This is a genomic window from Roseateles sp. (genome assembly GCF_047654785.1).
Classification (GTDB): domain Bacteria; phylum Pseudomonadota; class Gammaproteobacteria; order Burkholderiales; family Burkholderiaceae_C; genus Pelomonas.
The window spans coordinates 1873543-1897260 of sequence record NZ_JASGKQ010000003.1 but is presented as its reverse complement, the minus strand read 5'-3'; the positions used below and the strand labels follow the sequence as shown (position 1 = coordinate 1897260).

Annotated in this window: 25 protein-coding genes and 1 tRNA gene; 13 read left to right on the top strand and 13 right to left on the bottom strand. The window is 70.2% G+C overall.

Features of this window, described 5'->3' with window-relative positions; all coding sequences use genetic code 11:
* Positions 1 to 101: 101 nt before the first annotated feature.
* The 3 genes from hemN to icd all read left to right on the top strand — a co-directional run bounded on the left by hemN (position 102) and on the right by icd (position 3457).
* Complete coding sequence (gene hemN, locus QM788_RS17810) at positions 102 to 1496, top strand: oxygen-independent coproporphyrinogen III oxidase (protein ID WP_415662784.1); 1395 nt, start codon at positions 102 to 104, stop codon at positions 1494 to 1496.
* Between the two features lie 12 nt (positions 1497 to 1508).
* Positions 1509 to 2138, top strand: coding sequence for a sulfite exporter TauE/SafE family protein (locus QM788_RS17805; RefSeq protein ID WP_415662783.1), 630 nt, complete (start codon positions 1509 to 1511; stop codon positions 2136 to 2138).
* Between the two features lie 62 nt (positions 2139 to 2200).
* Complete coding sequence (gene icd / locus QM788_RS17800; RefSeq protein ID WP_415662782.1) at positions 2201 to 3457, top strand: NADP-dependent isocitrate dehydrogenase; 1257 nt, start codon at positions 2201 to 2203, stop codon at positions 3455 to 3457.
* 67 nt (positions 3458 to 3524) lie between these two features.
* Here icd and QM788_RS17795 read toward each other — a convergent pair whose 3' ends face one another.
* Complete coding sequence (locus QM788_RS17795; RefSeq protein WP_415662781.1) at positions 3525 to 5759, bottom strand: NADP-dependent isocitrate dehydrogenase; 2235 nt, start codon at positions 5757 to 5759, stop codon at positions 3525 to 3527.
* A 217-nt stretch (positions 5760 to 5976) separates the two neighbouring features.
* The gene (locus tag QM788_RS17790) at positions 5977 to 6219 is read right to left on the bottom strand and encodes a cold shock domain-containing protein (RefSeq protein ID WP_415663005.1); all 243 of its coding nucleotides are present in this window, start codon (positions 6217 to 6219) and stop codon (positions 5977 to 5979) included.
* A 185-nt stretch (positions 6220 to 6404) separates the two neighbouring features.
* Between QM788_RS17790 and clpS the strand changes: the two genes are divergently transcribed.
* The 4 genes from clpS to QM788_RS17770 are packed head-to-tail and all read left to right on the top strand — an operon-like array spanning position 6405 to position 9598.
* Entirely contained in the window at positions 6405 to 6782 is a 378-nt protein-coding gene (gene clpS, locus QM788_RS17785; RefSeq protein WP_415662780.1) for an ATP-dependent Clp protease adapter ClpS, read from the top strand.
* On the top strand, positions 6779 to 9106 hold the full coding sequence (gene clpA / locus QM788_RS17780; RefSeq protein WP_415662779.1) for an ATP-dependent Clp protease ATP-binding subunit ClpA: 2328 nt from the start codon (positions 6779 to 6781) through the stop codon (positions 9104 to 9106). Before clpS ends, clpA begins: the two co-directional genes overlap by 4 nt.
* A gap of 10 nt (positions 9107 to 9116) precedes the next feature.
* Positions 9117 to 9314, top strand: a complete 198-nt coding sequence (locus QM788_RS17775; protein ID WP_415662778.1) for a stability determinant — start codon at positions 9117 to 9119, stop codon at positions 9312 to 9314.
* Positions 9314 to 9598: a type II toxin-antitoxin system RelE/ParE family toxin gene (locus tag QM788_RS17770; protein ID WP_415662777.1), complete on the top strand. Its 285-nt coding sequence runs from the start codon at positions 9314 to 9316 to the stop codon at positions 9596 to 9598. The genes QM788_RS17775 and QM788_RS17770 overlap by 1 nt, the downstream gene beginning before the upstream one ends.
* Here the strand turns inward: QM788_RS17770 and QM788_RS17765 are convergent.
* The 5 genes from QM788_RS17765 to QM788_RS17745 are packed head-to-tail and all read right to left on the bottom strand — an operon-like array spanning position 9595 to position 12732.
* On the bottom strand, positions 9595 to 10371 hold the full coding sequence (locus tag QM788_RS17765) for a zinc-dependent peptidase (RefSeq protein ID WP_415663004.1): 777 nt from the start codon (positions 10369 to 10371) through the stop codon (positions 9595 to 9597). The genes QM788_RS17770 and QM788_RS17765 overlap by 4 nt on opposite strands.
* Entirely contained in the window at positions 10371 to 11117 is a 747-nt protein-coding gene (locus tag QM788_RS17760) for a UDP-2,3-diacylglucosamine diphosphatase (protein WP_415662776.1), read from the bottom strand. Before QM788_RS17760 ends, QM788_RS17765 begins: the two co-directional genes overlap by 1 nt.
* Positions 11114 to 11611: a peptidylprolyl isomerase gene (locus QM788_RS17755; RefSeq protein ID WP_415662775.1), complete on the bottom strand. Its 498-nt coding sequence runs from the start codon at positions 11609 to 11611 to the stop codon at positions 11114 to 11116. Before QM788_RS17755 ends, QM788_RS17760 begins: the two co-directional genes overlap by 4 nt.
* Entirely contained in the window at positions 11608 to 12183 is a 576-nt protein-coding gene (locus tag QM788_RS17750) for a peptidylprolyl isomerase (RefSeq protein ID WP_415662774.1), read from the bottom strand. The genes QM788_RS17755 and QM788_RS17750 overlap by 4 nt, the downstream gene beginning before the upstream one ends.
* A gap of 33 nt (positions 12184 to 12216) precedes the next feature.
* On the bottom strand, positions 12217 to 12732 hold the full coding sequence (locus QM788_RS17745; RefSeq protein ID WP_415662773.1) for a tetratricopeptide repeat protein: 516 nt from the start codon (positions 12730 to 12732) through the stop codon (positions 12217 to 12219).
* 142 nt (positions 12733 to 12874) lie between these two features.
* Here QM788_RS17745 and cysS point away from each other — a divergent pair, with 142 nt between their 5' ends.
* From cysS to QM788_RS17715, 6 genes are all read left to right on the top strand, one after another.
* Complete coding sequence (gene cysS / locus QM788_RS17740) at positions 12875 to 14245, top strand: cysteine--tRNA ligase (RefSeq protein WP_415662772.1); 1371 nt, start codon at positions 12875 to 12877, stop codon at positions 14243 to 14245.
* Positions 14245 to 14886 (top strand): DNA-3-methyladenine glycosylase family protein, encoded by a 642-nt coding sequence (locus QM788_RS17735; RefSeq protein ID WP_415662771.1) that lies wholly within the window; start codon positions 14245 to 14247, stop codon positions 14884 to 14886. Before cysS ends, QM788_RS17735 begins: the two co-directional genes overlap by 1 nt.
* Complete coding sequence (locus tag QM788_RS17730; RefSeq protein ID WP_415662770.1) at positions 14886 to 15857, top strand: acetyl-CoA carboxylase carboxyltransferase subunit alpha; 972 nt, start codon at positions 14886 to 14888, stop codon at positions 15855 to 15857. Before QM788_RS17735 ends, QM788_RS17730 begins: the two co-directional genes overlap by 1 nt.
* Positions 15826 to 17145: a tRNA lysidine(34) synthetase TilS gene (gene tilS, locus QM788_RS17725; RefSeq protein ID WP_415662769.1), complete on the top strand. Its 1320-nt coding sequence runs from the start codon at positions 15826 to 15828 to the stop codon at positions 17143 to 17145. The genes QM788_RS17730 and tilS overlap by 32 nt, the downstream gene beginning before the upstream one ends.
* 60 nt (positions 17146 to 17205) lie before the next feature.
* Positions 17206 to 18483 (top strand): aspartate kinase, encoded by a 1278-nt coding sequence (locus tag QM788_RS17720; protein ID WP_415662768.1) that lies wholly within the window; start codon positions 17206 to 17208, stop codon positions 18481 to 18483.
* A gap of 48 nt (positions 18484 to 18531) precedes the next feature.
* Positions 18532 to 18624 (top strand) — tRNA-Ser (locus QM788_RS17715).
* A gap of 149 nt (positions 18625 to 18773) precedes the next feature.
* On the opposite strand, the gene QM788_RS17710 is transcribed toward QM788_RS17715, so the two are convergent.
* The 6 genes from QM788_RS17710 to QM788_RS17685 form a co-directional block, all read right to left on the bottom strand.
* A complete protein-coding gene (locus QM788_RS17710) occupies positions 18774 to 19037 on the bottom strand; it encodes a cyd operon YbgE family protein (protein WP_415662767.1) in 264 nt (87 codons plus the stop codon).
* A gap of 71 nt (positions 19038 to 19108) precedes the next feature.
* Positions 19109 to 19231 (bottom strand): cytochrome bd-I oxidase subunit CydX, encoded by a 123-nt coding sequence (cydX, locus tag QM788_RS17705; RefSeq protein WP_415662766.1) that lies wholly within the window; start codon positions 19229 to 19231, stop codon positions 19109 to 19111.
* Between the two features lie 14 nt (positions 19232 to 19245).
* The gene (gene cydB, locus QM788_RS17700; protein WP_415662765.1) at positions 19246 to 20388 is read right to left on the bottom strand and encodes a cytochrome d ubiquinol oxidase subunit II; all 1143 of its coding nucleotides are present in this window, start codon (positions 20386 to 20388) and stop codon (positions 19246 to 19248) included.
* 10 nt (positions 20389 to 20398) lie between these two features.
* Positions 20399 to 21955, bottom strand: a complete 1557-nt coding sequence (locus tag QM788_RS17695; protein ID WP_415662764.1) for a cytochrome ubiquinol oxidase subunit I — start codon at positions 21953 to 21955, stop codon at positions 20399 to 20401.
* Positions 21952 to 22128, bottom strand: coding sequence for a cytochrome oxidase putative small subunit CydP (cydP, locus tag QM788_RS17690; RefSeq protein WP_415662763.1), 177 nt, complete (start codon positions 22126 to 22128; stop codon positions 21952 to 21954). The genes QM788_RS17695 and cydP overlap by 4 nt, the downstream gene beginning before the upstream one ends.
* Positions 22129 to 22344: 216 nt before the next feature.
* Positions 22345 to 23712: a multicopper oxidase family protein gene (locus QM788_RS17685; RefSeq protein ID WP_415662762.1), complete on the bottom strand. Its 1368-nt coding sequence runs from the start codon at positions 23710 to 23712 to the stop codon at positions 22345 to 22347.
* Between the last annotated feature and the right edge of the window lie 6 nt (positions 23713 to 23718).

Genomic DNA, 23718 nt, shown 5'->3' with positions numbered 1-23718 from the left:
ACCGTGGCAAAGGCCCGCCGGGGGAGCGCGGCGGCCGGGGCCTGCACCGGGGCTTGACGTGGATCAACACCCCGCCGCCAGCGTCTCGGCACAGTGCCGCCATGGCTGCTGTGACCGACCGCCCCCTCGACGACGACCTGCTTCAATACAACCTGAAGCGCCACGACGTGGCCGGGCCGCGCTACACCTCCTACCCCACGGCCGACCGCTTCGTGGAGGCGCACCAGGCGCCGCAGCACCTGCAGGCGCTGGCCCAGCGCGGCACGGCGCAGCCGCTGTCGGTGTACGTCCACGTGCCGTTCTGCGAGCAGCTCTGCTACTACTGCGCCTGCAACAAGATCATCACCAAGCACCACGAGCGCGCGGCGCCCTACCTGGCGCTGCTGGACGTGGAGATGGACCTGGTGGCCGGTGCGCTGGGCGGCGCCGCGCCGGTGTCCCAGCTGCACCTGGGCGGCGGCTCGCCGACCTTCCTGAGCGACGCCGAGCTGGGCGCGCTGATGGACGCGCTGCGCCGGCGCTTCCGGCTGCTGCCGGGTGCCGAACTGTCCATCGAGGTGGACCCGCGCACCGTGGACGCCACGCGCCTGGCGCACCTGCGGCAGCTGGGCTTCAACCGCCTGTCCTTCGGCGTGCAGGACTTCGACGCCGCGGTGCAGAAGGCCGTGCATCGCGTGCAGCCGTTCGAGCAGGTGCGGGCGCTGATGCAGACGGCGCGCGAGCTGGGCTTCTCGTCCACCAACGTCGACCTGATCTACGGCCTGCCGCTGCAGACCTCCGCGAGCTTCGCCCGCACCATCGCGCAGGTGGCCGAGCTGCGGCCCGACCGCATCGCCATGTACGCCTATGCGCACCTGCCGCAGCGCTTCAAGCCGCAGCGCCGCATCGCGGCCGAGCTGCTGCCGCCGGCCGGGGACAAGCTGGCCATGCTGTCCGGCGCCATCAGCGCGCTGCTGGGCGAGGGCTATGCCTACATCGGCATGGACCACTTCGCGCTGCCGGACGACCCGCTGGCCGTCGCCAAGCGCCAGGGCCTGCTGCACCGGGGCTTCCAGGGCTATTCCACGCAGCCGGACTGCGACCTCGTGGGCCTGGGCGTGTCCGCCATCAGCCGCGTGGGCGCCACCTATGCGCAGAACGCCAAGACGATGGCCGAGTACGAGGACGCGCTCAACCAGCGCCAACTGCCCGTGCAGCGCGGCCTGGCGCTGACGCGCGACGACCTGCTGCGCCGCGCCGTCATCATGGCGCTGATGTGCCAGGGGCGGCTGGAGTTCGAGTCCATCGCCGCGTCCTACCTGGTCGACGTGCCGGCCTATTTCGCGCCCGAGTTCGAGCGGCTGGCGCAGCTGGCCGCGCAGGGCCTGGTGGCACTGGAGCCGGGCGCCATCCAGGTCACGCCACTGGGCTGGTACTTCGTGCGCGCCGTGGCCATGGTGTTCGACCGTTACCTGCAGGCCGACGCCAGCCGCGAGCGCTTCTCCAAGATCATCTGAGAGACTCCGCGGATGAGTCTCGACGCCGCCCTGATCGGCTCGGCCGCGCTGATGGGCCTGGCCGCCGCGCCGCATTGCGCGGTGATGTGCAGCACGCCCTGCGCGCTGGCCGCGCGCGGCCGCGAGCAGCAGATGCGGCTGCTGGCCGGGCGGCTCGTGGGCTATGGCGCGGCGGGCGCCGTCGCGGCGGCCTCCGCGCAGGCGCTGGCGCGGCTGTCGCAGGGCGCGGCCGTGCTGCAGCCGCTGTGGGCGCTGCTGCAGGCGGCGCTGCTGGTGCTGGGCCTGAGCCTGCTGGTGCGCGGCCGCGTGCCGGTGTGGCTGGCCAATGTGCGCTGGCGGCCGGCGCCGGGCCGCAGCTTCGCGACCGGCCTGGCCTGGGTCGCCATGCCCTGCGGGCTGCTGCACGCGGCGCTGCTGCTGGCGGCCTTGTCGAACTCGCCGCTGGGCGGCGGTCTGGCGATGGCGGCGTTCGCGGCCACCAGCACGCTGGGCCTGGCCGTCGCGCCCGCCTGGGTCGCCCGGCTGCCGCGGCGCGTGGGCGATGCCTCGCCCGCGCTGCGCCTGGCCGGCCTGGGGCTGGTGGCGGCGTCCGGCTGGGCGCTGGCGCATGGCGTGTGGCAGCGCATCGCGGCGCTGTGCTGACGCGCCCCTAAACTCGCGCCCGGCGCCGCCGTATCCCCCGCATTCCCCGCGAAAGTCCAGCCATGTCCTCACACATCCAGGTGCCCGAAGGCGGCCTGAAGATCGCCGTCCGTGCCGACGGCTCGCTGAACGTGCCCGACCAGCCGGTCATTCCCTACATCGAGGGCGACGGCACCGGCGCGGACATCACGCCCGTCATGCTGAAGGTGGTGGACGCAGCCGTGGCCCGCGCCTACGGCGGCGCCAGGAAGATCCACTGGATGGAGGTCTATGCCGGCGAGAAAAGCACCCGCGTCTACGGCCCCGGCGTCTGGCTGCCCGAGGAGACGGTGGCCGCGCTGCGCGAGTACGTCGTCTCGATCAAGGGTCCGCTGACCACGCCGGTGGGCGGCGGCATCCGCTCGCTGAACGTCACGCTGCGCCAGGCGCTGGACCTCTACGTCTGCCTGCGCCCGGTGCGCTACTTCGACGGTGTGCCCAGCCCCGTGAAGGAGCCGCACAAGGTGGACATGGTCATCTTCCGCGAGAACTCCGAGGACATCTACGCCGGCATCGAGTACGAGGCCGGCAGCGAGCAGGCGCGCAAGCTCATCGCCTTCCTGCGCGACGAACTCGGCGCCCACAAGCTGCGCTTCCCCGACACCTCCGGCCTGGGCGTCAAGCCCGTGTCGCGCGAGGGCACCGAGCGCCTCGTCCGCAAGGCCATCCAGTACGCGATCGACCACGACCGGCCGAGCGTCACGCTGGTCCACAAGGGCAACATCATGAAGTTCACGGAAGGCGCCTTCCGGGACTGGGGCTATGCGCTCGCGCAGAAGGAATTCGGCGCCGAGCCCATCGACGGCGGCCCGTGGTGCCGGCTGCGCAACCCGAAGACCGGCCGCACCATCACCCTCAAGGACAGCATCGCCGACGCCTTCCTGCAGCAGATCATCCTGCGCCCGGCCGAGTACAGCGTCATCGCGACGCTGAACCTGAACGGCGACTACATCTCCGACGCGCTGGCCGCGCAGGTGGGCGGCATCGGCATCGCGCCGGGCGCCAACATGAGCGACTCCACCGCGCTGTTCGAGGCCACGCACGGCACGGCGCCCAAGTACGCCGGCAAGGACTACGTGAACCCCGGCTCCTCCATCCTGTCCGCCGAGATGATGCTGCGCCACATCGGCTGGACCGAGGCCGCCGACGTCCTCATCGGCGCGATGGAAAAGGCCATCCTGAGCAAGAAGGTGACCTACGACTTCGCCCGCCTGATGGACGGCGCGACGCAGGTGTCGTGCTCGGGGTTCGGGCAGGTCATGATCGACCAGATGGCGTGATCCGGCAGCGATCATGAAGAACGGGGCGCCGATGGCGCCCCGTTTCGTTGCCAGCCGTGGCCGGCGGTCAGCCCAGCGACGCCAGCACCGCGTTGAAGGTCGCGCTCGGGCGCATCACCGCTTCCAGCTTGGCGGCGTCCGGCAGGTAGTAGCCGCCGATGTCGGCCGGCTGGCCCTGCACGGCCTTGAACTCGGCGGCGATCTTGGCCTCGTTGCCTGCCAGCGCCTCGGCCACCGGCTTGAAGCGCGCGGCCAGTTCGGCGTCCTCGGCCTGCGCGGCCAACTCCTGCGCCCAGTACAGCGTCAGGTAGAAGTGGCTGCCGCGGTTGTCCAGCTCGCCGGTCTTGGGGTTGGGGCCCTTGCCGTTGTCCAGCAGCCGGCCGGTGGCGGCGTCCAGCGTCCTGGCCAGCACCTTGGCGCGGGCGTTGCCGTTCTTGAGCCCCAAGTCTTCCAGGCTCACGGCCAGCGCGAGGAATTCGCCCAGCGAGTCCCAGCGCAGGTGGTTCTCCTCCACCAGCTGCTGCACATGCTTGGGCGCCGAGCCGCCCGCGCCCGTCTCGTACATGCCGCCGCCGGCCATCAGCGGCACGATGGACAGCATCTTGGCGCTGGTGCCCAGTTCCATGATCGGGAACAGGTCGGTCAGGTAGTCGCGCAGGATGTTGCCGGTGGCGCTGATCGTGTCCAGCCCGCGGATCACGCGCTCCAGCGTGTAACGCATCGCGCGCACCTGGCTCATGATCTGGATGTCCAGCCCGGTCGTGTCGTGCTCGTGCAGGTACATCTTGACCTTGCGGATCAGCTGCGCCTCGTGTGGGCGGTAGGCGTCCAGCCAGAACACCACCGGCATGCCCGAGTTGCGCGCGCGGTTGACGGCCAGCTTCACCCAGTCGCGGATGGCGGCGTCCTTGCACTGGCACATGCGCCAGATGTCGCCCTGCTCGACGTCCTGGCTCAACAGCACCTCGCCGGTCTCCAGGTCGGTGATGTTGGCCACGCCGTCCTCGGGGATCTCGAAGGTCTTGTCGTGCGAGCCATATTCCTCGGCCTGCTGGGCCATCAGGCCGACGTTGGGCACCGTGCCCATCGTGCGCGGGTCGAAGGCGCCGTGCCACTTGCAGAAGTTGATCATCTCCTGGTAGATGCGGGCGAAGGTCGATTCCGGCATCACGGCCTTCACGTCCTTCAGCCGGCCGTCGGCGCCGTACATCTTGCCGCCGCTGCGGATCATGGCCGGCATCGAGGCGTCCACGATCACGTCGTTGGGCGAGTGGAAGTTGGTGATGCCCTTGGCCGAGTCCACCATCGCCAGCTCGGGGCGGTGCTCGTGGCAGGCGTGCAGGTCGCGCTTGATCTCGTCCTGCTTGGCGCTCGGCAGCGTGGCGATCTTGGTGTAGAGGTCCACCATGCCGTTGTTGACGTTGACGCCCAGCTCGTCGAACAGCTTGCCGTGCTTCTCGAAGGCCTCCTTGTAGAAGATCTTCACGCAGTGGCCGAACACGATGGGGTGGCTCACCTTCATCATCGTCGCCTTCACGTGCAGCGAGAACATCACGCCGGTCTTGCGCGCGTCCTCGATCTCCTTTTCGTAGAAGGCCAGCAGCGCCTTCTTGCTCATGAACATCGAGTCGATCACCTCGCGGTCCAGCAGCGACACCTTGGGCTTGAGCACGATGGTCTTGCCGCTCTTCGTGATGAGCTCCATCTTCACGTCGCGCGCGCGGTCCAGCGTCATCGACTTCTCGCCATGATAGAAGTCGCCGTCATGCATGTGCGACACATGCGAGCGCGACGCCTGGCTCCACTCGTCCATGCGGTGCGGGTTCTTGCGGGCGTACTCCTTGACCGCCTTGGGCGCGCGGCGGTCGGAGTTGCCCTCGCGCAGCACCGGGTTCACGGCCGAGCCGATGCACTTGTTGTAGCGGGCGCGGATGTCCTTCTCCTCGTCCGTCTGCGGCTTCTCGGGGAAGTCCGGGATCTTGTAGCCCTTGTCCTGCAGCTCCTTGATGGCGGCCTTCAGCTGCGCCACCGACGCGCTGATGTTGGGCAGCTTGATGATGTTGGCCTCGGGCTTGAGCGTCAGCTTGCCCAGCGCGGCGAGGTTGTCGGGCACGCGCTGCTCCTCGGTCAGCAGTTCCGGGAACTGGCCCAGGATGCGGCCGGCCACGGAGATGTCGCTGGTGGCGACGTCGATGCCGGCCTGCGCCGCGAAGGCCTTGACGACCGGCAGCAGCGAAGCGGTGGCCAGGCGGGGCGCCTCATCGGTCAGGGTGTAAACGATCTGGGTCTTGTCGGTGGTCATGACGGTGTTCCGGTGAAAAGGCAGTCCATGCGGCGCTCGGGTCGCGCACGAGGCGGCAACTCTAGCAAGCCGGGCCGGCGGCGAGCTTACGGCCGGTGGTGCGGTCCGCTGTCCGGCCCGGCCGCCTGCCGTTCTTGAAGCTGAGCTCTCCAGGGGCACCAAGACAAAGCCCCGTGGCCTGGCGGCGCACGGGGCTTGCTGGCGGACGGTGCCGGGTTCAGGACGCCTGCGGCTGCTCCAGGCCGCGGGCGGCGGCTTCCATCGGCGTGATGTTCTGCGCCAGCTGGCCCTTGGGGCCCTGCACCAGGTCAAACTGCACCTGGCTGCCTTGCTTCAGCGTGCGGAAGCCCTCCATCTGGATCGCCGAGAAGTGGGCGAAGACGTCATCGCCGCCGGCTTCCGGCTCGATGAAGCCGAAGCCCTTGGCATCGTTGAACCACTTGACCTTGCCTAGCGCCATCATCTTTGTCTCCATGCTTGTGGGGCACCTCTCGACGGAGGCGGAGGCAAATTCTGGTGACGGCGGCATCCTCGTCAATCCGGGACCTTCCCGGCCGGGTTCACCCGGGGGAGGCTTGCAATCGGCGGGGCCGCCGCCAAGTCCCCGGAGGCCGGCGGGGACGACCCCGTCGATAGAATTCCGGCATGTCCTCGTCCCCCGTGTCCTCGTCGAGAAGCCAGTCCCCGCCGCCGCCCGCGCCCCCGGTCCCGCCGGGCCGCGACGAGGGCAGCGGTGCCGTCGTCGTCGAGCGCCAGACCCAGAAGACCGAGCCGCCCCGGCTCTACCAGGTGCTGCTGCTGAACGACGATTTCACGCCGATGGAGTTCGTCGTCATGGTGCTGCAGGAATTTTTCCGGCACGACCTCGATACGGCGACGCAGATCATGCTCAAAATCCACCACGAGGGGCGTGGGGTCTGCGGTGTGTTCACCAAGGACGTCGCCGCGACCAAGGTGGAGCTGGTTTCGGCCGCCTCACGGCGCGCCGGCCACCCCCTGCAGTGCATTATGGAGGCCGCATGATTGCGCAAGAGTTGGAAGTCAGTCTGCACATGGCGTTCGTCGAGGCGCGCCAGCAGCGGCATGAATTCATCACCGTCGAGCACCTGCTGCTCGCGCTGCTGGACAACCCCAGCGCCGCCGAGGTGCTGCGCGCCTGCGCCGCCAACCTGGACGACCTGCGCAAGAGCCTGACGCAGTTCATCAAGGAGAACACGCCCATGGTGGGCGGCAGCGACGAGGTGGACACCCAGCCCACGCTCGGCTTCCAGCGCGTCATCCAGCGCGCCATCATGCACGTGCAGAGCACCGGCAGCGGCAAGAAGGAAGTGACCGGCGCCAACGTGCTGGTGGCCATCTTCGGCGAGAAGGACTCGCACGCCGTCTACTACCTGCACCAGCAGGGCGTCACGCGGCTGGACGTCGTCAACTTCATCGCCCACGGCATCAAGAAGACCGACCCCGAGCCGCCCAAGGCGCCGGAAGGCCAGGCCCAGGGCCCCGAGGGCGAGCGCGAGGACGGCGAGGGCGGCGCCAACGCCAAGGCCTCTCCGCTGGAGCAGTTCACGCAGAACCTGAACCAGCAGGCCAAGGACGGCAAGATCGACCCGCTGATCGGCCGCGAGGCCGAGGTCGAGCGCGTCGTGCAGGTGCTGTGCCGCCGCCGCAAGAACAACCCGCTGCTGGTCGGCGAAGCCGGCGTCGGCAAGACGGCCATCGCCGAGGGCCTGGCCTGGCGCATCACCGAGGGCGAGGTGCCCGAGGTGCTGGCCGACGCCATCGTCTACTCGCTGGACATGGGCGCGCTGCTGGCCGGCACCAAGTACCGCGGCGACTTCGAGCAGCGCCTGAAGGCGGTGCTGAAGGCGCTGAAGGACCAGCCCCACGCGGTGCTCTTCATCGACGAGATCCACACGCTGATCGGCGCCGGCGCCGCGTCGGGCGGCACGCTGGATGCGAGCAACCTGCTGAAGCCCGCGCTGTCCAGCGGCGCGATGAAGTGCATCGGCGCGACGACCTTCACCGAATACCGCGGCATCTTCGAGAAGGACGCGGCGCTGAGCCGCCGCTTCCAGAAGGTGGACGTGGCCGAGCCCTCGGTCGAGCAGACCGTCGAGATCCTGAAGGGGCTGAAGAGCCGCTTCGAGGAACACCACTCGGTCAAGTACGCGCTCGGCGCGCTGCAGGCCGCGGCCGAGCTGTCGGCCAAGTACATCAACGACCGCCACCTGCCGGACAAGGCCATCGACGTCATCGACGAGGCCGGCGCCGCGCAGCGCATCCTGCCCAAGAGCAAGCAGAAGAAGACCATCACGCGCGCCGAGGTCGAGGACATCGTCGCCAAGATCGCGCGCATCCCGCCCGCCTCGGTCAACAGCGACGACCGCAGCAAGCTCAAGACGCTGGACCGCGACCTGAAGAGCGTCGTGTTCGGGCAGGACCCGGCCGTCGATGCGCTCGCCGCCGCGATCAAGATGGCGCGCTCGGGCCTGGGCCGGCCGGACAAGCCGGTCGGCAGCTTTCTGTTCAGCGGCCCGACCGGCGTCGGCAAGACCGAGGTCGCCAAGCAGCTCGCCTACATCCTCGGCATCGAGCTGATCCGCTTCGACATGAGCGAGTACATGGAGCGCCATGCGGTCAGCCGCCTGATCGGCGCGCCGCCGGGCTACGTCGGCTTCGACCAGGGCGGCCTGCTGACCGAGGCCGTCACGAAGAAGCCGCACGCGGTGTTGCTGCTGGACGAGATCGAGAAGGCGCACCCGGACGTGTTCAACGTGCTGCTGCAGGTCATGGACCACGGCACGCTGACCGACAACAACGGCCGCAAGGCGGACTTCCGCAACGTCATCATCATCATGACGACCAACGCGGGCGCCGAGGCGCTGAACAAGGCCACCATCGGCTTCACGACCCAGCGCCAGCAGGGCGACGAGATGGCCGACATCAAGCGCCTGTTCACGCCCGAGTTCCGCAACCGGCTGGACGCCATCGTGTCCTTCCGCCCGCTGGACGAGGAGATCATCCTGCGCGTGGTCGACAAGTTCCTGCTGCAACTCGAAAGCCAGTTGCAGGAGAAGAAGGTCGAGGTCAGCTTCTCCGACGCGCTGCGCAAGCAGCTCGCGACGAAGGGCTTCGACCCGCTGATGGGCGCGCGGCCGATGCAGCGCCTGATCCAGGACACCATCCGCCGCGCGCTGGCCGACGAGTTGCTGTTCGGCAAGCTGGTGGACGGCGGCCGCCTCAGCGTCGACGTGGACGGCCAGGGCGAGACGGTGCTGGACATCCAGCCCGCGCCGCCCAAGCCCAGCAAGGACGGCAAGCCCAAGGCCGAGCCGGCGACCGCCTGACGCCGCCGCCATGAACGCCGGCCTGTCACCCCTGGTTTCCGAGTTCGAGACCGCCGAGCAGGAGGCGAGCTACGCGGCCTGGCTGCGCGCCAAGGTCGCGGCCAGCCTGGCGGATCCTCGCCCGGCCGTTCCGCACGACGAGGTGGAGCGCCGCATGGCGGAGCGCCTGCTGCGGCTGCGTGAGCGTGTGCAGGGCGATCCGCCCTGATGCTGCCGATCTTCTGGTCGGCATCGGCGGAAGCCGATCTGGCCGCCATCGTCGAATACATCGGCGCACACGACATCGGCGCGGCCGAGCGCCTGTGGGCGCGACTGCGGGCCAGCGTGCTGCCGCTGTCCGACCACCCCTATCTCCACCCGATCAGCGAGCGGGTCCCCGGCCTGCGGGAGGTGGTGGCCCATCCGAACTACATCGTGCTGTACCGGGTGGCGGCCGACCGCATCGATGTGGTCAGCGTCGTCCACGCCCGCCAGCAGTTCCCCACGCCTTAGCTGGCAGCCGGGTCCTGCCTGAAGAACCCGGCCAGCAGCGCATACATCGCCGGCTCCTCGGCGCGCATCGCGGCCGGGGCGACGAAGAAGGCCTCGACGGCCACGGCGAAGAACTCCTCGACCGCCTCGCCGCCGTAGGGGTCGATCAGCGTGTCCTCGCCCGCGTCGATGCGCGCGCAGAACTTCTCCCATTCGGCGTTGATGACTTCGATCCAGCGCTCGCGCTCGGCGGCGTCCAGCGGCGGCACGCCGTCGGCCAGGCCGTCGCGCATGTCGATGACGTGGGCGAACTCGTGGATGACGACGTTGAAGACCGCATCGGCGCCGAACTCGGCCGGGTCGTCGCTGGCGGCGATGGCCTGCCAGGCCAGCATCAGCGGGCCGCCCTCCATGGCTTCGCCGGCGAGCTCCTCGTCGTACTCGTGGACGATGCCGTCTTCGTCCTCGTAGCGCCGCGCCGCGACGACCTCGCCGGCATGCATGACGATGCCGACGAAGCCGTCGTACCAGGCCAGGCCCAGCCGCAGCACCGGCAGGCAGGCCTGCGCGGCGACGGCCACGGCCACTTCGTCCGTGACCTCGAAACCGTCGACGCCGTGGAACTCCTTGGTCGACAGAAACAGACTGCACAGTCGACGCAACTCGGCGAGATCGTCCTCGCTGCGCTGGGCCAGGAAGGGGTAGCGCAGCAGCGTCAGCTGCCACAGCGCATCGGGAATGGCATGGCGCTGGACGGCGCGCTGTTCGCGCCAGTTCCTGATGGCCTTGAGGATCACAGCGGCAGGCGTTGCAGGCCCGTGGCCGACAGACGGATCACGTCGCCGCGCGGCGGTGTGGCGTCCAGGTCCCAGTCGGACAGCACGACGCGCTTGAGACCGTCGCCCAGGTCGTGCTCGGCCGGGCGGTGCGTGTGGCCGTGGATCAGCGTCGTGGCGCCGGCCTCGCGCAGCAGCGCGCGGCAGGCGTCGGCGTCGAGATCCATGCCCATCAGCTGTGCCGCTTGCGACGCGCGGCTCTGCGCGCGTGCCTGGCGGCCGAAGGCCTGGCGGTCGGCCAGTGGCTTGGCGAGGAAGTCGGCCTGCCACGCGGGCGAGCGGCTGGTCGCGCGCCAGGCCCGGTAGCCGGCGTCGGCCAGGCATTGCGCGTCGCCGTGCGCCAGCAGCCAGCGCCGGCCGAAGGCGTCGAGCACGGTGGGGTCGGGCAGGGCGGCCATGCCGGCATCGGCCAGCAGGTCGGCGCCGACGAGGAAGTCGCGGTTGCCCGGCATGAAGAACAGGGCCTTGCGCCGCGAAGCCTCGCGCAGCGTCGTCACGACGCTGGCTTCGAAGGGCTCGTGGCGGGCGTCGTCGCCCACCCAGACTTCGAAGATGTCCCCCAGCAGCAGGACGGCCTGGGCCGGCGTGCCGGCCAGGTGGCGCGCCAGCCGCACCAGCGTGCCGGGGGTGTCCGGCCCCAGGTGCAGGTCCGAGAGCAGGTCGATGTGCTCCCAGTCCGCCGGGGCCGCGAGCCGCGGGATCAAACTTCGGCGGCTTTCTCGATCACGACGTCCTCGACCGGCACGTCGCCATGGCCGCCGCGGCCGGCGGTGCGCACCTTCTCGATCTTGTCGACCACGTCCTGGCCCTCGACGACCTTGCCGAACACCGCATAGCCCCAGCCCGACGGGCTTTCGGACTTGAAGTCCAGGAAGCCGTTGTTGGTCGTGTTGATGAAGAACTGCGCCGTGGCCGAGTGCGGCGCGTTGGTGCGCGCCATGGCCAGCGTGTAGTGGGCGTTCTTCAGGCCGTTGTTGGCCTCGTTCTGGATGGGCGCCTCGGTGGGCTTTTGCTTCATGCCGGGCTCGAAGCCCCCGCCCTGGATCATGAAGCCCTTGATGACGCGGTGGAACACCGTGCCGTCGTAGTGGCCGCTGCGGACGTAGTTCAGGAAGTTGGCGACGGACAGCGGCGCTGCTGCGGCGTCCAGTTCGATGAGGATGTCGCCGTGGTTGGTGGTGAGTTTGACTTGGCTCATGGCTTGGCGGGCTCGATGACGGCCCGGGTGATGGAGATGGGGGTGACCGGCAGGTGCTGGTGCATGCCGCGCGGGGCGACCTCGGCGGCGCGGATGCGGTCGACGACGTCCATGCCCTCGATGACCTGGCCGAACACGGCGTAGCCCGAGGCGGGGTCGCCGGGCTCGCCGTCCAGGCGCGGGTTGTCGGCGACGTTGATGAAGAACTGCGAGGTGGCCGAGTTCGGGTCGTTGGTGCGCGCCATCGCCAGCGTGCCGCGCACGTTGCTCAGGCCGTTGTGCGACTCCAGCGGGATGGGCGGCCGGGTGGGGCGCTGGTTCAGCCGGGCGTCGTAGCCGCCGGTCTGCACCATGAAGCCGTCGATGACGCGGTGGAACAGCACGCCGTTGTAGTGGCCGGCCTTCACGTACTGCAGGAAGTTGGCGACGGACTTGGGCGCCTTCTCGGCGTCCAGCGCGACGCGGATGTCGCCTTCGGTGGTCTGCAGCTTCACGGTCTGCGCGGTGGCCGCCGCGGTGCCGCCCAGCGCGAGCAGGCCGGCGAGCAGCAGGGAGAGGGAGGGCTTGGTCATGTCGGGGTGGGTGTCGCGGTAGCCGGTAGCGGGTCAGTGCGAGCGCAGCTCGCGGGTCAGGGCCTGGGTGCGGGCGATCTTGCCGGCCAGCGCGTCGCTGGGCGCCGCAGCCGCCTTCTGCGCGCGCTGGTAGGCGCGCACGGCCAGGCGCAGCAGCACGTCGCCCAGGTTCTCCAGCGCCTGCGCATGCTCGGGCTGCAGGCGCAGCGCCTGCTCCAGCTCGGCCCGGGCCTCGTCCAGTTCGCCGGCCGCGGCATGCAGCACGGCGAGGTTGTTGTAGGGGTCGGCCAGGTCGGGGAAGTCCTGGGTCAGCCGGGTGAAGATGGCCAGCGCCTGCGCACGCTCGCCCAGGTCCATGCGCATCACGCCCAGCGCGAAGCGCAGCTGCAGGTCGCCGGGCGTGCGGGCCAGGGCCTGCTCGACCTGTTCGACGGCCTGCGCCTTCTGGCCGGCCAGCCACAGGCGCTGGGCGCCGGCCAGGTCGTCGGCGCGGACGGGCGCGGCAGCCAGCGCGGCGAGCAGCACGAGGGAGGGGAGGGGCAGGCGCATGAGGGTTGTCGCGGGGGCGGCGGGGAGGGCGGCAGGAGGGGTGGCCGCTATACTGAATTCATTCTATGAGCCCCGCCTGGCCGCCCCCGGTGCGGGGCTTCTTGTTGGTGGCTGCGGCCCCCCGAAGCGCTTCTTCCCGCCCATGTCCCTGCGCGTCTACAACTCCCTGAGCCGAGCCCTCGAAGATTTCGTTCCCCGTGAAAGCGGGAAGGCCGCGATGTACGTGTGCGGCATGACGATCTACGACCTCTGCCACATGGGGCATCTGCGCATGATGATGGCGTTCGACGTCGTCTACCGCTGGCTGAAGGCGTCGGGCTACGAGGTCACCTATGTCCGCAACATCACGGACATCGACGACAAGATCATCAAGCGGGCGCTCGAACGCAACATGCCGATCGCCGCGCTGACGGCCGAGATGACGGCGGCCATGCACGAGGACTTCGCCCGCGTCGGCGTCGAGCGGCCGACGCACGAGCCGCGCGCGACGCAGTACGTGCCGCAGATGCTGGCGCTGATCGAGCGGCTGGAGGCGCGCGGCCTGGCCTACCGGGCCGCCAACGGCGACGTGAACTATTCGGTGCGCAAGTTCGCCGGCTACGGCAGGCTCAGCGGCAAGCACCTCGACGACCTGCGTGCCGGCGAGCGCGTGGCCGTGGACGACGGCAAGCTCGACCCGCTGGACTTCGTGCTCTGGAAGGCCGCCAAGGCCGACGAGCCGGCCGACGCCAAGTGGGCCGCACCTTTCGGCGAAGGCCGCCCGGGCTGGCACATCGAGTGCTCGGCGATGAGCTGCGCGCTGCTCGGCGAGAGCTTCGACATCCATGGCGGCGGCGCCGACCTGCAGTTCCCGCACCACGAGAACGAGATCGCGCAGAGCCAGGGCGCCGGCTACCCGTTCGCGCGCTACTGGCTGCACAACGGCTTCCTGAACGTCGACGGCGAGAAGATGTCCAAGAGCCTGGGCAACTTCTTCACCATCCGCGACGTGCTGCAGAGGTTCGACGGCGAGACGCTGCGCTTCTTCATGCTGCGCACCCACTACCGCCGGCCGTTCAACTTCAGCGACACGCACCTGGAAGACGCCCGCACCGCGCTGACCCGGCTCTACACGGCGCTGGACGCCGTGCCGCCCGCCGAGGTCGCCATCGACTGGGCCCAGCCGCACGCCGCCGCGTTCAAGGCCGCGATGGACGAGGACTTCGGCACGCCCGGCGCCATCGCCGTGCTGTTCGAGCTGGTCAACGAGGTCAACCGCGAGCGCTCGGCCGGGAAGGCCGGCCTGCTGAAGGCGCTGGCCGGCGTGCTCGGCGTGCTGCAGCAGCCGCCGCGCGCCTACCTGCAGGGCGGCTCCGGCGACGACGGCGCGTGGATCGAGGCGCGCATCGCCGCCCGCGCCGCCGCCAAGGCCGCGAAGGACTTCGCCGGTGCCGACGCCATCCGCGCCGAGCTGGCCGCCCGCGGCATCACGCTGAAGGACGGCGCGGGCGGCACCACCTGGGTCAAGAGCTGATGGCGTCCAGGCCGCCGGTCGAGGTCACCCCGGACTACTGGGACGACGCCTGCAGGCACCTGGTCAAGCGCGACCGGGTGCTGAAGAAGCTCATCCCGCAGTTCGGCGAGGCCCGGCTGCAGAGCCGCGGCGACGCCTTCGCGACGCTGGCGCGCTCCATCGTCGGCCAGCAGATCTCCGTGCATGCGGCGCAGGCCGTGTGGGAGCGCTGGGTCGCGCTGACGCCGAAGTTCCAGCCCGCCGCCGTGCTGGCGCTGGGCGTGGAGGCGCAGCGAGCGGCCGGGCTGTCGGCGCGCAAGGTCGAGTACCTGCGCGACCTGGCCGAGCATTTCGACGCCGGCCGCGTCCACGTGCGCCAGTGGGCGCAGATGGACGACGAGGCCATCATCGAGGAGCTGGTCGCCATCCGCGGCATCGGCCGCTGGACGGCCGAGATGTTCCTGATCTTCCACCTGATGCGCCCCAACGTGATGCCGCTGGACGATGTCGGCCTGCTCAAGGGCATCAGCCTCAACTACTTCTCCGGCGAGCCCGTCTCCCGCGCCGAGGCGCGCGAGGTGGGCGACGCCTGGGCGCCGTACCGCTCGGTGGCCGTTTGGTACATTTGGCGCAGCTTGGATCCCCTACCGGTGGACTACTGATGAGCAAAAAACACTTCCTGGAATTCGAGCAACCCATTGCGGAACTCGAGACCAAGATCGAAGAACTGCGCTACGTGCAGAGCGAATCGGCGGTGGACATCTCGGAAGAGATCGACCGCCTGTCCAAGAAGAGCCAGCAGCTGACCAAGGAGGTCTACGGCAGCGTCGCGCCGTGGCAGGTCTACCAGGTGGCCCGCCATCCGCAGCGCCCGCAGACGCTGGACTACTGCGCGGAGGTCTTCACCGAGTTCCAGGAGCTGCACGGCGACCGCCACTTCGCGGACGACGCCGCCATCGTCGGCGGCCTGGCGCGCTTCAACGGCCAGGCCTGCATGGTCATCGGCCACCAGCGCGGCGCGGACGCCAAGGAGCGCACGAGGCGCAACTTCGGCATGCCCCGCCCCGAGGGCTACCGCAAGGCGCTGCGGCTGATGAAGCTGGCCGAGAAGTTCGGCCTGCCGGTGTTCACGCTGATCGACACCATGGGCGCCTACCCCGGCATCGACGCCGAGGAGCGCGGCCAGAGCGAGGCCATCGGCCGCAACATCCTGGAGATGGCGCAGCTCGAAGTGCCCATCATCGCCACCATCATCGGCGAGGGCGGCTCGGGCGGCGCGCTGGCCATCGGCGTGGCCGACCAGGTGCTGATGCTGCAGTTCAGCGCCTACTCCGTCATCTCGCCCGAGGGCTGCGCGTCCATTCTGTGGAAGAGCAGCGAGCGCGCGTCCGACGCCGCCGAGGCGCTGGGCATCACCGCGCACCGGCTGAAGGCGCTGGGCCTGATCGACAAGATCGTCAACGAGCCGGTGGGTGGCGCGCACCGCGACCCCAAGCAGATGGCGTCCAACCTGAAGCGCGCGCTGAGCGACGCGCTGCGCCAGGTCAGCGACCTGAAGACCCGCGAGCTGCTGGACCGCCGCTACGAGCGCGTCCAGGCCTATGGCCGCTTCAGCGACACCAAGAATCGCTGACCCCGACACCGTCGCGGTCGCCTTCAGCGGCGGCCTCGACTCCACGGCGCTGCTGCATGCCGCGACCCGCGCGGCGCAGGGCCGGCAGCGCGTCGTCGCCCTGCACGTCCATCACGGCCTGCAGCCGCAGGCCGACGGCTGGGCCGCGCATTGCGAACAGGCAGCGCGCTCGTTCGGCGCCGGCTTCGATTGCACGTGGCTGAGCGGCGCGCCCGGGCGGGGTGACAGCGTCGAGGCCTGGGCGCGCGCCGGGCGGCACCGTGCGCTGCACGAGATGGCGGTGCGGGTCGGCGCCGACCTGCTGCTGCTGGCCCACCACCGCCGCGACCAGGCGGAGACTTTTCTGCTGCAGGCGCTGCGCGGCGCCGGCACGGCGGGCCTGGCGAGCATGCCGCGGCAGCAGTGGCGCGATGGCATCTGCTGGGCGCGGCCCTGGCTGGACCGGCCGCACGCGGCGCTGCGCGCCTACGCCGAACGGCACGGCCTGCGCTGGATCGAGGACCCGAGCAACGGCGACGCCCGCTTCGCCCGCAACCGGCTGCGGCAGCTGCTGTGGCCGGCTTTCCCGGCCGCGGAGGCCGGGCTGGCGCAGGCGGCCCGCTGGGCGCAGCAGGCCGAGGCGCTGGCCCGGGAGATCGCGGCGGCCGACCTGGCGACGCTGGCGGACGGCGAGCGCCTGGACCTGCCGGCGCTGTTCGCGCTGTCGCCGGCCCGGGCCGGCAACGCCCTGCGCGCCTGGCTGGCGTGCCGCACCGGTGCGCCGGCCAGCCTGGTGGCGCGGCTGCTGGCCGAATGGCGGCCCGGGGCCACGCTGTCCTGGCCGGCGCCCGGCGGCTGCCTGCACGCCTACCGGGACGGCCTGTTCTGGGCCGCGCAGGCGCCGCTGCCGCCGGCGGCCACGGTGCTCGACCTCAGCCGCCCGGGCCGCTATCCGCAGCCGGGCTGGGGCGGCGCCTGGGTGGTGGCCGAGGCGACCGCCGGGCCGCGCCTGTGCCGTGAGCGCCTGGCGCGCGTGACGCAGCGTGCCCGCGGCGGCGCCGAGCAGTTCCAGCGCGCCCCGGCGGCCGCCGTGCGCAGCCTGAAGAAGGCCTGCCAGGCGCAGGGCCTGCCGCCCTGGCGCCGCGCCGGGCCGCTGCTGTGGGACGACGGCGGGCGCCTGCTGGCCGTGGCCGGGCTGGGCATGGACGCCCGTGCCTTCGCGGCAGGAGATGAGCCCGGCCTTGCCCTGCGCTGGCTGGAGGACTCAGCCTTGCCGCAGAGCGAAGGCGGAGCCGGTGGCGCTGCATAAAATCATGGGTTTGCGAGCATGCCACCCCGGCGGCTCGGCCTTCAGCCTTCGCTCAAACACATGGCTCTGATCGTCCACAAGTACGGCGGCACCTCGATGGGGTCCACCGAGCGCATCCGCAACGTCGCCAAGCGTGTCGCCAAATGGGTGCGCGCCGGCCACCAGATGGTGGTCGTGCCCTCGGCGATGAGCGGTGAAACCAACCGCCTGCTCGCGCTGGCCAAGGAGGTGTCGCCCGCCGGCCAGACCCCGGCCGCGCTGCGCGAGATGGACGCGATCGCCGCCACCGGCGAGCAGGTCTCGGTCGGCCTGCTGGCGCTGGCGCTGCAGGCCGAGGGCCTGGAGGCCGTCAGCTACGCCGGCTGGCAGGTGCCGGTGCTCACCGACTCCGCCTACACCAAGGCCCGCATCGAGCGCATCGACGACGCCCGTGTGCGCGCCGACCTGGCGGCCGGCAAGGTGGTGGTCATCACCGGCTTCCAGGGCATCGACGCCGCCGGCAACGTCACCACGCTGGGCCGGGGCGGCTCGGACACCTCGGCCGTCGCCATCGCCGCGGCAATGAAGGCCGACGAGTGCCTGATCTACACCGACGTGGACGGCGTCTACACCACCGACCCGCGCATCGTCCCCGAGGCGCGCCGCCTGCACACCATCAGCTTCGAAGAGATGCTGGAGATGGCCTCGCTGGGCTCGAAGATCCTGCAGATCCGCTCGGTGGAGTTCGCCGGCAAGTACCGCGTGCCGCTGCGCGTGCTGTCCAGCTTCACGCCGTGGGACATCGACATCAACGAGGAAGCCAAGTCCGGCACCCTGATCAGTTTTGAAGAGGACGAAAACATGGAACAAGCCGTCGTGTCGGGCATCGCCTTCAACCGTGACGAGGCCAAGGTGACGCTGCTGGGCGTGCCGGACAAGCCGGGCATCGCCTTCCAGATCCTGGGCCCGGTCGCCGAGGCCAACGTCGACATCGACGTCATCATCCAGAACGTCTCCCACGACGGGAAGACCGATTTCTCCTTCACCGTGCACCGCAACGACTACGCGCGCACGATGGACCTGCTGAACAACACGGTCGGCCCGGCGACCCACGCGGGCCAGGTGGTCGGCGACCCGAAGATCTGCAAGGTTTCCATCGTCGGCATCGGCATGCGCTCGCACGTCGGCGTGGCGGCCAAGATGTTCCGCGCGCTGAGCGAGGAGGGCATCAACATCCAGATGATCTCGACGAGCGAGATCAAGACCAGCGTCGTCATCGACGAGAAGTACATGGAGCTGGCCGTGCGCGCGCTGCACAAGGCGTTCGAGCTGGACCAGGAAGTGGTGGCCAAGGCCTGATTTCCATCCGAGGTGCCGCCGCGCTGGTATAGAATGCGCGGCTGTGCTGGAGTCGTGACCGAGTGGCCGAAGGTGCTCCCCTGCTAAGGGAGTATGTGGGCAAAACCTGCATCGAGGGTTCGAATCCCTCCGACTCCGCCAAGTACAAGTTCAGGCCCGCCGTCAGGCGGGCCGTCCAGAACGCGAAGCCCGGTTCCGTCTTAGGAGCCGGGCTTTTTTGTGCGCGCTTGGATCGTGATGGCGCAACTGCGCCATGTCACGAACCAGCGCTTTGGCCGGCCTGCCGCGCGTCAGCCCCGCAGCGCCACGCTGGCGCATGCGATGGCGAGCGCGGCCAGGCAGGCCCGGCCGGAGAACAGCCAGCGCCAGGCGCGATGGCGGGGCACGAAGCCGACACCCCGGACGAACCCCGCGCTCATCGCCCAGAACAGCAGCATCGCCAGGCCATGGTCGGCCCGGCCATCCGCGCCGGCGAACACCAGCGGGTAGGCGGTGCCGGCGAGCATCAGCGCCAGGCCGGCCAGCAGGCTGGGCCAGTGCAGTCCGGGGCTCATCGGCGCAGGCTCCGGCCCGCGGCACGTCCCGCCAGGCGGGCGCTGGGCCCCGTCGGGCGGCCGGGCGGGGCTCACGCGTCGTGGCCGCGATCGTGGGAGGCGCGGCGGTCTTCGGCCATCTCGCCCCACATCGCGTTCATGACGGCCAGCAGCACGGCGAAGCCGACGCCGAGGATCCAGGCGAAATACCACATGGCAGGCCCTTTCTTCAGTAGGCGGTGTGTTCGTTGGCGCGGATGTGCTCGACCGTGACCTTGCCGCGCATCACGCGGTAGGCCCAGCCGGTGTAGAGCACGATCAGCGGCATGAAGAGCACGGTGGCGCCCAGCATCAGCGCCAGCGTCATCGGGCTGGAGACGCTGTCCCAAACCGTCAGGCTGGCGCTGGGCATGCTGGAGGACGGCATCACGAAGGGGAACATGGCCGCGCCCGCCGTGCCGATGATGCCGGCCAGCGCCAGCGACGAGGCGACGAAGGCGGCCAGCGTGTGGCGGGTGCCCGCGAGCCCGGCCGCGAGCAGCGCGCCGGCGATGCCCAGGCCCGGCAGCGCCCACAGCGCCGGCAGCAGGCGGTAGTTGGCCCACCAGCCGTCGGCGCTGCGCACGACGACCTTGGCCAGCGGGTCGGGCAGGGCGTTGGGGTCGGGCGCCTGGACCATCGCGAAGCCCTCGATGCCGCCGAAGCGCAGCCACAGCCCGGCGCCGACGAAGGCCAGCACGGCCAGCAGCGCCGCGCCGCGCGCGGCCCGGGCGGCGCGTGCCTGGATGGTGCCCTCGGTGCGGTGCGCGAGGTAGACGCCGCCCTGCATCGTGATCATGGCGCTGCTCACCCCGCCGGCCAGCAGCGCGAAGGGGTTGAGCAACTGCCAGAAGCTGCCGGTGTAGGTGCTGACGAGGTAGTCGTCGAACTGGAAGGGCACGCCCTGCAGCAGGTTGCCGAAGGCCACGCCGAAGATCAGCGGCGGCACGGCGCCGCCGATGAACAGGCCCCAGTCCCAGGCGCTGCGCCAGCGGGCATCGTGGATCTTGCTGCGGTAGTCGAAGCCGACGGGGCGGAAGAACAGCGCCCACAGCACCGCCAGCATCGCTCCGTAGAAGCCGCTGAAGGCGGTGGCGTAGACCAGCGGCCAGGCCGCGAAGATGGCGCCGCCGGCCGTGATGAACCAGACCTGGTTGCCGTCCCAGTGCGGGCCGACGGTGTTGATGACGACGCGGCGCTCCTCGTCGCCGCGGCCGACGAAGGGCAGCAGCGTGCCGACCCCCATGTCGTGGCCGTCCATGACGGCGAAGCCGACCAGCAGCACGCCGACCAGCAGCCACCAGATGATCTTCAGGGTTGCGTAGTCCATCACCATGTCCTCCTCAGGCGTGTGCGGGTTCGCGGTCGTAGCGGCCGGTGCCCAGGCTGCCCGGGCCCTGCCGCGCGAACTTCTGCATCAGGTAGACCTCGATGACCAGCAGCACCGTGTAGAAGCCCACGAAGCCGGCCAGCGAGCCGTAGAGGCTTTCGGCGCTGAGCGTGGACACGCTCAGGTGCGTGGGCAGCACGCCGTAGATGGTCCAGGGCTGGCGGCCGTACTCGGCGACGAACCAGCCCAACTCGCAGGCCAGCCAGGGCGCCGGCAGCATCCACAGCGCCCACGTCAGCAGCCCGCGCCGGCGGGCGAAGTCGCCCTTGAGCGTGTGCCAGAACGACAGCGCGAACAGGGCCAGCATCAGCACGCCCAGCCCCACCATGGCGCGGAAGCTCCAGAACATCGGCGTCACGCGCGGCACGGTGTCGTTGACGGCGCGCCCGATGGTCTGCGCGGTCGCCTGGCGCACGTCGGCGACGTATTTCTTCAGCAGCAGGCCGAAGCCGAGGTCGGCCTTGTGGCGTTCGAAGGTCTCCCGCGCCACCGGGTCGTCGCGGTGGCGGCGCAGCGCTTCGAGCGCGATGACGGCGACGATGCCGCGCTCGATGCGCTCGCGGTTCTTCGCCTTGATGTCGCGGATGCCCGGGATCTCCTTGCTGAGGCTGCGCGTGCCGATGAGGCCCATCGCGTAGGGGATCTCCAGCGACCAGTCGTTGCGCTGCGCGGCCTCGTTGGGCCAGGCGATCACGTTGAAGCTGGCCGGCGCGGGCTCGGTCTCCCACATGGCCTCGATGGCGGCCATCTTGGTCTGCTGCGCCTCGCCGACCATGTAGCCGGACTCGTCGCCCAGCACGATGACGCTGAGCACGCTGGCCAGGCCGAAGGCCGAGGCCACGCGGAAGCTGCGCCTGGCGAACTCCACGTCGCGGCCCTTGAGCAGGTACCAGCTGCTGATGGACAGCACGAACATCGCGCCCGTCACATAGCCGGCGGAGACGGTGTGGACGAACTTGGCCTGGGCGTCCGGGTTGAAGACGATGGCCCAGAAGTCGGTCATCTCCATGCGCATGGTCTGGTAGCTGAACTCGGCGCCCACCGGGTTCTGCATCCAGCCGTTGGCGATCAGGATCCACAGCGCCGACAGGTTGGTGCCGACGGCCATCAGCGTCGTCACCAGCAGGTGCTGCGGGCGGCTGAGGCGGTCCCAGCCGAAGAAGAACAGGCCGATGAAGGTGGATTCGAGGAAGAAGGCCATCAGGCCCTCGATGGCCAGCGGCGCGCCGAAGATGTCGCCGACGTAGTGCGAGTAGTAGGCCCAGTTGGTGCCGAACTGGAACTCCAGCGTGATGCCGGTCGTCACGCCCAGCGCGAAGTTGATGCCGAACAGCTTGCCCCAGAAGCGGGTCATGTCCTTCCACACCGTCCGGCCGGTCATCACGTAGACCGACTCCATGATGACGAGCAGCCAGACCATGCCGAGCGTCAGCGGCACGAACAGGAAGTGGTACATGGCCGTGGCTGCGAACTGCAGCCGCGACAGGTCGACGACGTGTTCCGAGATCACCGGGATCCTCCTGAGGCGGGCGTGGGGGCGACGATGTGCTGGGCGGCCGAGGCGGCGTCGGGGCTCAGGCGCTGGTCGCGCACGAAGCCCCACCACAGCCCGGCCAGTGCCAGCAGCTTGACGGCGAGCACCCAGGCCAGGTGCCGGACCAGCCGGCGTTCATCGCGTTGCATGCCCTGCTCATCCCAAGAACCGTGCCAGGCCGCGCGGGCGCTGGTGCTGCGCGCCAACTGCTTGTCGCGCAACAGGATTCGCGGTCCGCGCGGGCGCTGCCACGGCGTGCCGGCGCCGGCAGCGCCGGCAGCGCCGGCTGCCAATGCCGTCGTGGCAGTGCCGGATGGCAGTCGGGCTGGCAGCCCTCCCGGGGCCGGCCCGATGCGCCGCCGGCCTCAGTGCACGTGGTGGTGGGGCTTGCGCACCTGCACGTCGGCCGCGGCCGGGGGCGGCGCGCCCGGGGCCGTCGCGGCCGGCGGCGCGTCGCCCACCTCGCGCGCCAGCGTGCCGGCCGGGTGCTGGAACCAGCCCGGGTCGCCGTAGTCGCCGCGCCCGAGCCCGCGCCTCACCTTCAGCATGCTGAACATGCCGCCCATGCCGACGGCGCCGAACGGGCCGTCGCCGGCCATCATCGGCGCGGTGTTCTGCGGCCCGGGCATGCTCATCTCCGTCATCTCGTGCATGCCCGTGTGCCCCATGGCCATGTAGCCCGGCACCAGCTTGCGGATCCTGGCCTCCAGGTCGCTGGCGTCCACGCCCAGCAGCGTCGGCACGTCGTGGCCCATCGCGTTCATCGTGTGGTGGGCCTTGTGGCAGTGCAGCGCCCAGTCGCCTTCCTCGTCGGCGATGAACTCGATCTGGCGCATCTGGCCGACGGCGATGTCGGTCGTCACCTCGGGCCAGCGCGCGCCGCGCGGCACCGGGCCGCCGTCGGTGCCGGTGACCTCGAACTCATGGCCGTGCAGGTGGATGGGGTGGTTGGTCATCGTCAGGTTGCCGACGCGGATGCGCACGCGGTCGCCCTGGCGCGCCACCAGCGGAGCAATGCCGGGGAAGATGCGGCTGTTCCAGCTCCACAGGTTGAAGTCCAGCATCGTCATCACCTTGGGCACCGCGCTGCCGGGGTCGATGTCGTAGGCGTTGAGCAGGAAGGCGTAGTCGCGGTCCACGTCGGCGATGTGCGGATGCTTGCGGCTGGGGTGCGTGATCCACAGGCCCATCATGCCCATGGCCATCTGCACCATCTCGTCGGCGTGCGGGTGGTACATGAAGGTGCCGGGGCGGCGGGCGACGAACTCGTACACCCAGGTTTTGCCCGGCGGGATGGGCGGCTGCGTGAGGCCCGACACGCCGTCCATGCCGTTGGGCAGGCGCTGGCCGTGCCAGTGCATGGTGGTGGGCTCGGGCAGGCGGTTGGTCACGTAGATGCGCACGCGGTCGCCCTCGACGACCTCGAGGGTCGGCCCCGGGCTCTGGCCGTTGTAGCCCCACAGCTTTGCCGTGAAGCCAGGCGCCATCTCGCGCACGACGGGTTCGGCGACCAGGTGGAACTCCTTGACGCCGTCGCGCATGCGCCACGGCGCGGTCCAGCCGTTGAGCGTGACGACGGGGCGGTAGGGCCGGCCGTTGGGCGGCGCGAGCGGCGGCTGGGTGTCGGGGGAGGACTGGATGACGGGCTCGGGCAGCGCGGCCATCGCGGCCTTGGAGACCGCGGCCAGCGAGGCCAGCGTGGAGCCGGCGAGCAGGGAGCGTCGGTTGAACATGGGAAC

Excerpts from the sequence above, each read along its gene's own strand:
- QM788_RS17685 (WP_415662762.1), bottom strand. The coding sequence starts at position 23,712 with ATGTTCAACCGACGCTCCCTGCTCGCCGGCTCCACGCTGGCCTCGCTG.
- clpA (WP_415662779.1), top strand. The coding sequence starts at position 6,779 with ATGATTGCGCAAGAGTTGGAAGTCAGTCTGCACATGGCGTTCGTCGAG.
- QM788_RS17720 (WP_415662768.1), top strand. The coding sequence starts at position 17,206 with ATGGCTCTGATCGTCCACAAGTACGGCGGCACCTCGATGGGGTCCACC.
- cydP (WP_415662763.1), bottom strand. The coding sequence starts at position 22,128 with ATGCAACGCGATGAACGCCGGCTGGTCCGGCACCTGGCCTGGGTGCTC.
- QM788_RS17735 (WP_415662771.1), top strand. The coding sequence starts at position 14,245 with ATGGCGTCCAGGCCGCCGGTCGAGGTCACCCCGGACTACTGGGACGAC.
- icd (WP_415662782.1), top strand. The coding sequence starts at position 2,201 with ATGTCCTCACACATCCAGGTGCCCGAAGGCGGCCTGAAGATCGCCGTC.
- QM788_RS17730 (WP_415662770.1), top strand. The coding sequence starts at position 14,886 with ATGAGCAAAAAACACTTCCTGGAATTCGAGCAACCCATTGCGGAACTC.
- QM788_RS17750 (WP_415662774.1), bottom strand. The coding sequence starts at position 12,183 with ATGACCAAGCCCTCCCTCTCCCTGCTGCTCGCCGGCCTGCTCGCGCTG.
- QM788_RS17770 (WP_415662777.1), top strand. The coding sequence starts at position 9,314 with ATGCTGCCGATCTTCTGGTCGGCATCGGCGGAAGCCGATCTGGCCGCC.
- clpS (WP_415662780.1), top strand. The coding sequence starts at position 6,405 with ATGTCCTCGTCCCCCGTGTCCTCGTCGAGAAGCCAGTCCCCGCCGCCG.
- QM788_RS17775 (WP_415662778.1), top strand. The coding sequence starts at position 9,117 with ATGAACGCCGGCCTGTCACCCCTGGTTTCCGAGTTCGAGACCGCCGAG.
- QM788_RS17795 (WP_415662781.1), bottom strand. The coding sequence starts at position 5,759 with ATGACCACCGACAAGACCCAGATCGTTTACACCCTGACCGATGAGGCG.
- cydX (WP_415662766.1), bottom strand. The coding sequence starts at position 19,231 with ATGTGGTATTTCGCCTGGATCCTCGGCGTCGGCTTCGCCGTGCTGCTG.
- QM788_RS17755 (WP_415662775.1), bottom strand. The coding sequence starts at position 11,611 with ATGAGCCAAGTCAAACTCACCACCAACCACGGCGACATCCTCATCGAA.
- tilS (WP_415662769.1), top strand. The coding sequence starts at position 15,826 with ATGGCCGCTTCAGCGACACCAAGAATCGCTGACCCCGACACCGTCGCG.
- hemN (WP_415662784.1), top strand. The coding sequence starts at position 102 with ATGGCTGCTGTGACCGACCGCCCCCTCGACGACGACCTGCTTCAATAC.
- QM788_RS17790 (WP_415663005.1), bottom strand. The coding sequence starts at position 6,219 with ATGGCGCTAGGCAAGGTCAAGTGGTTCAACGATGCCAAGGGCTTCGGC.
- QM788_RS17805 (WP_415662783.1), top strand. The coding sequence starts at position 1,509 with ATGAGTCTCGACGCCGCCCTGATCGGCTCGGCCGCGCTGATGGGCCTG.
- QM788_RS17745 (WP_415662773.1), bottom strand. The coding sequence starts at position 12,732 with ATGCGCCTGCCCCTCCCCTCCCTCGTGCTGCTCGCCGCGCTGGCTGCC.
- QM788_RS17710 (WP_415662767.1), bottom strand. The coding sequence starts at position 19,037 with ATGAGCCCCGGACTGCACTGGCCCAGCCTGCTGGCCGGCCTGGCGCTG.
- cysS (WP_415662772.1), top strand. The coding sequence starts at position 12,875 with ATGTCCCTGCGCGTCTACAACTCCCTGAGCCGAGCCCTCGAAGATTTC.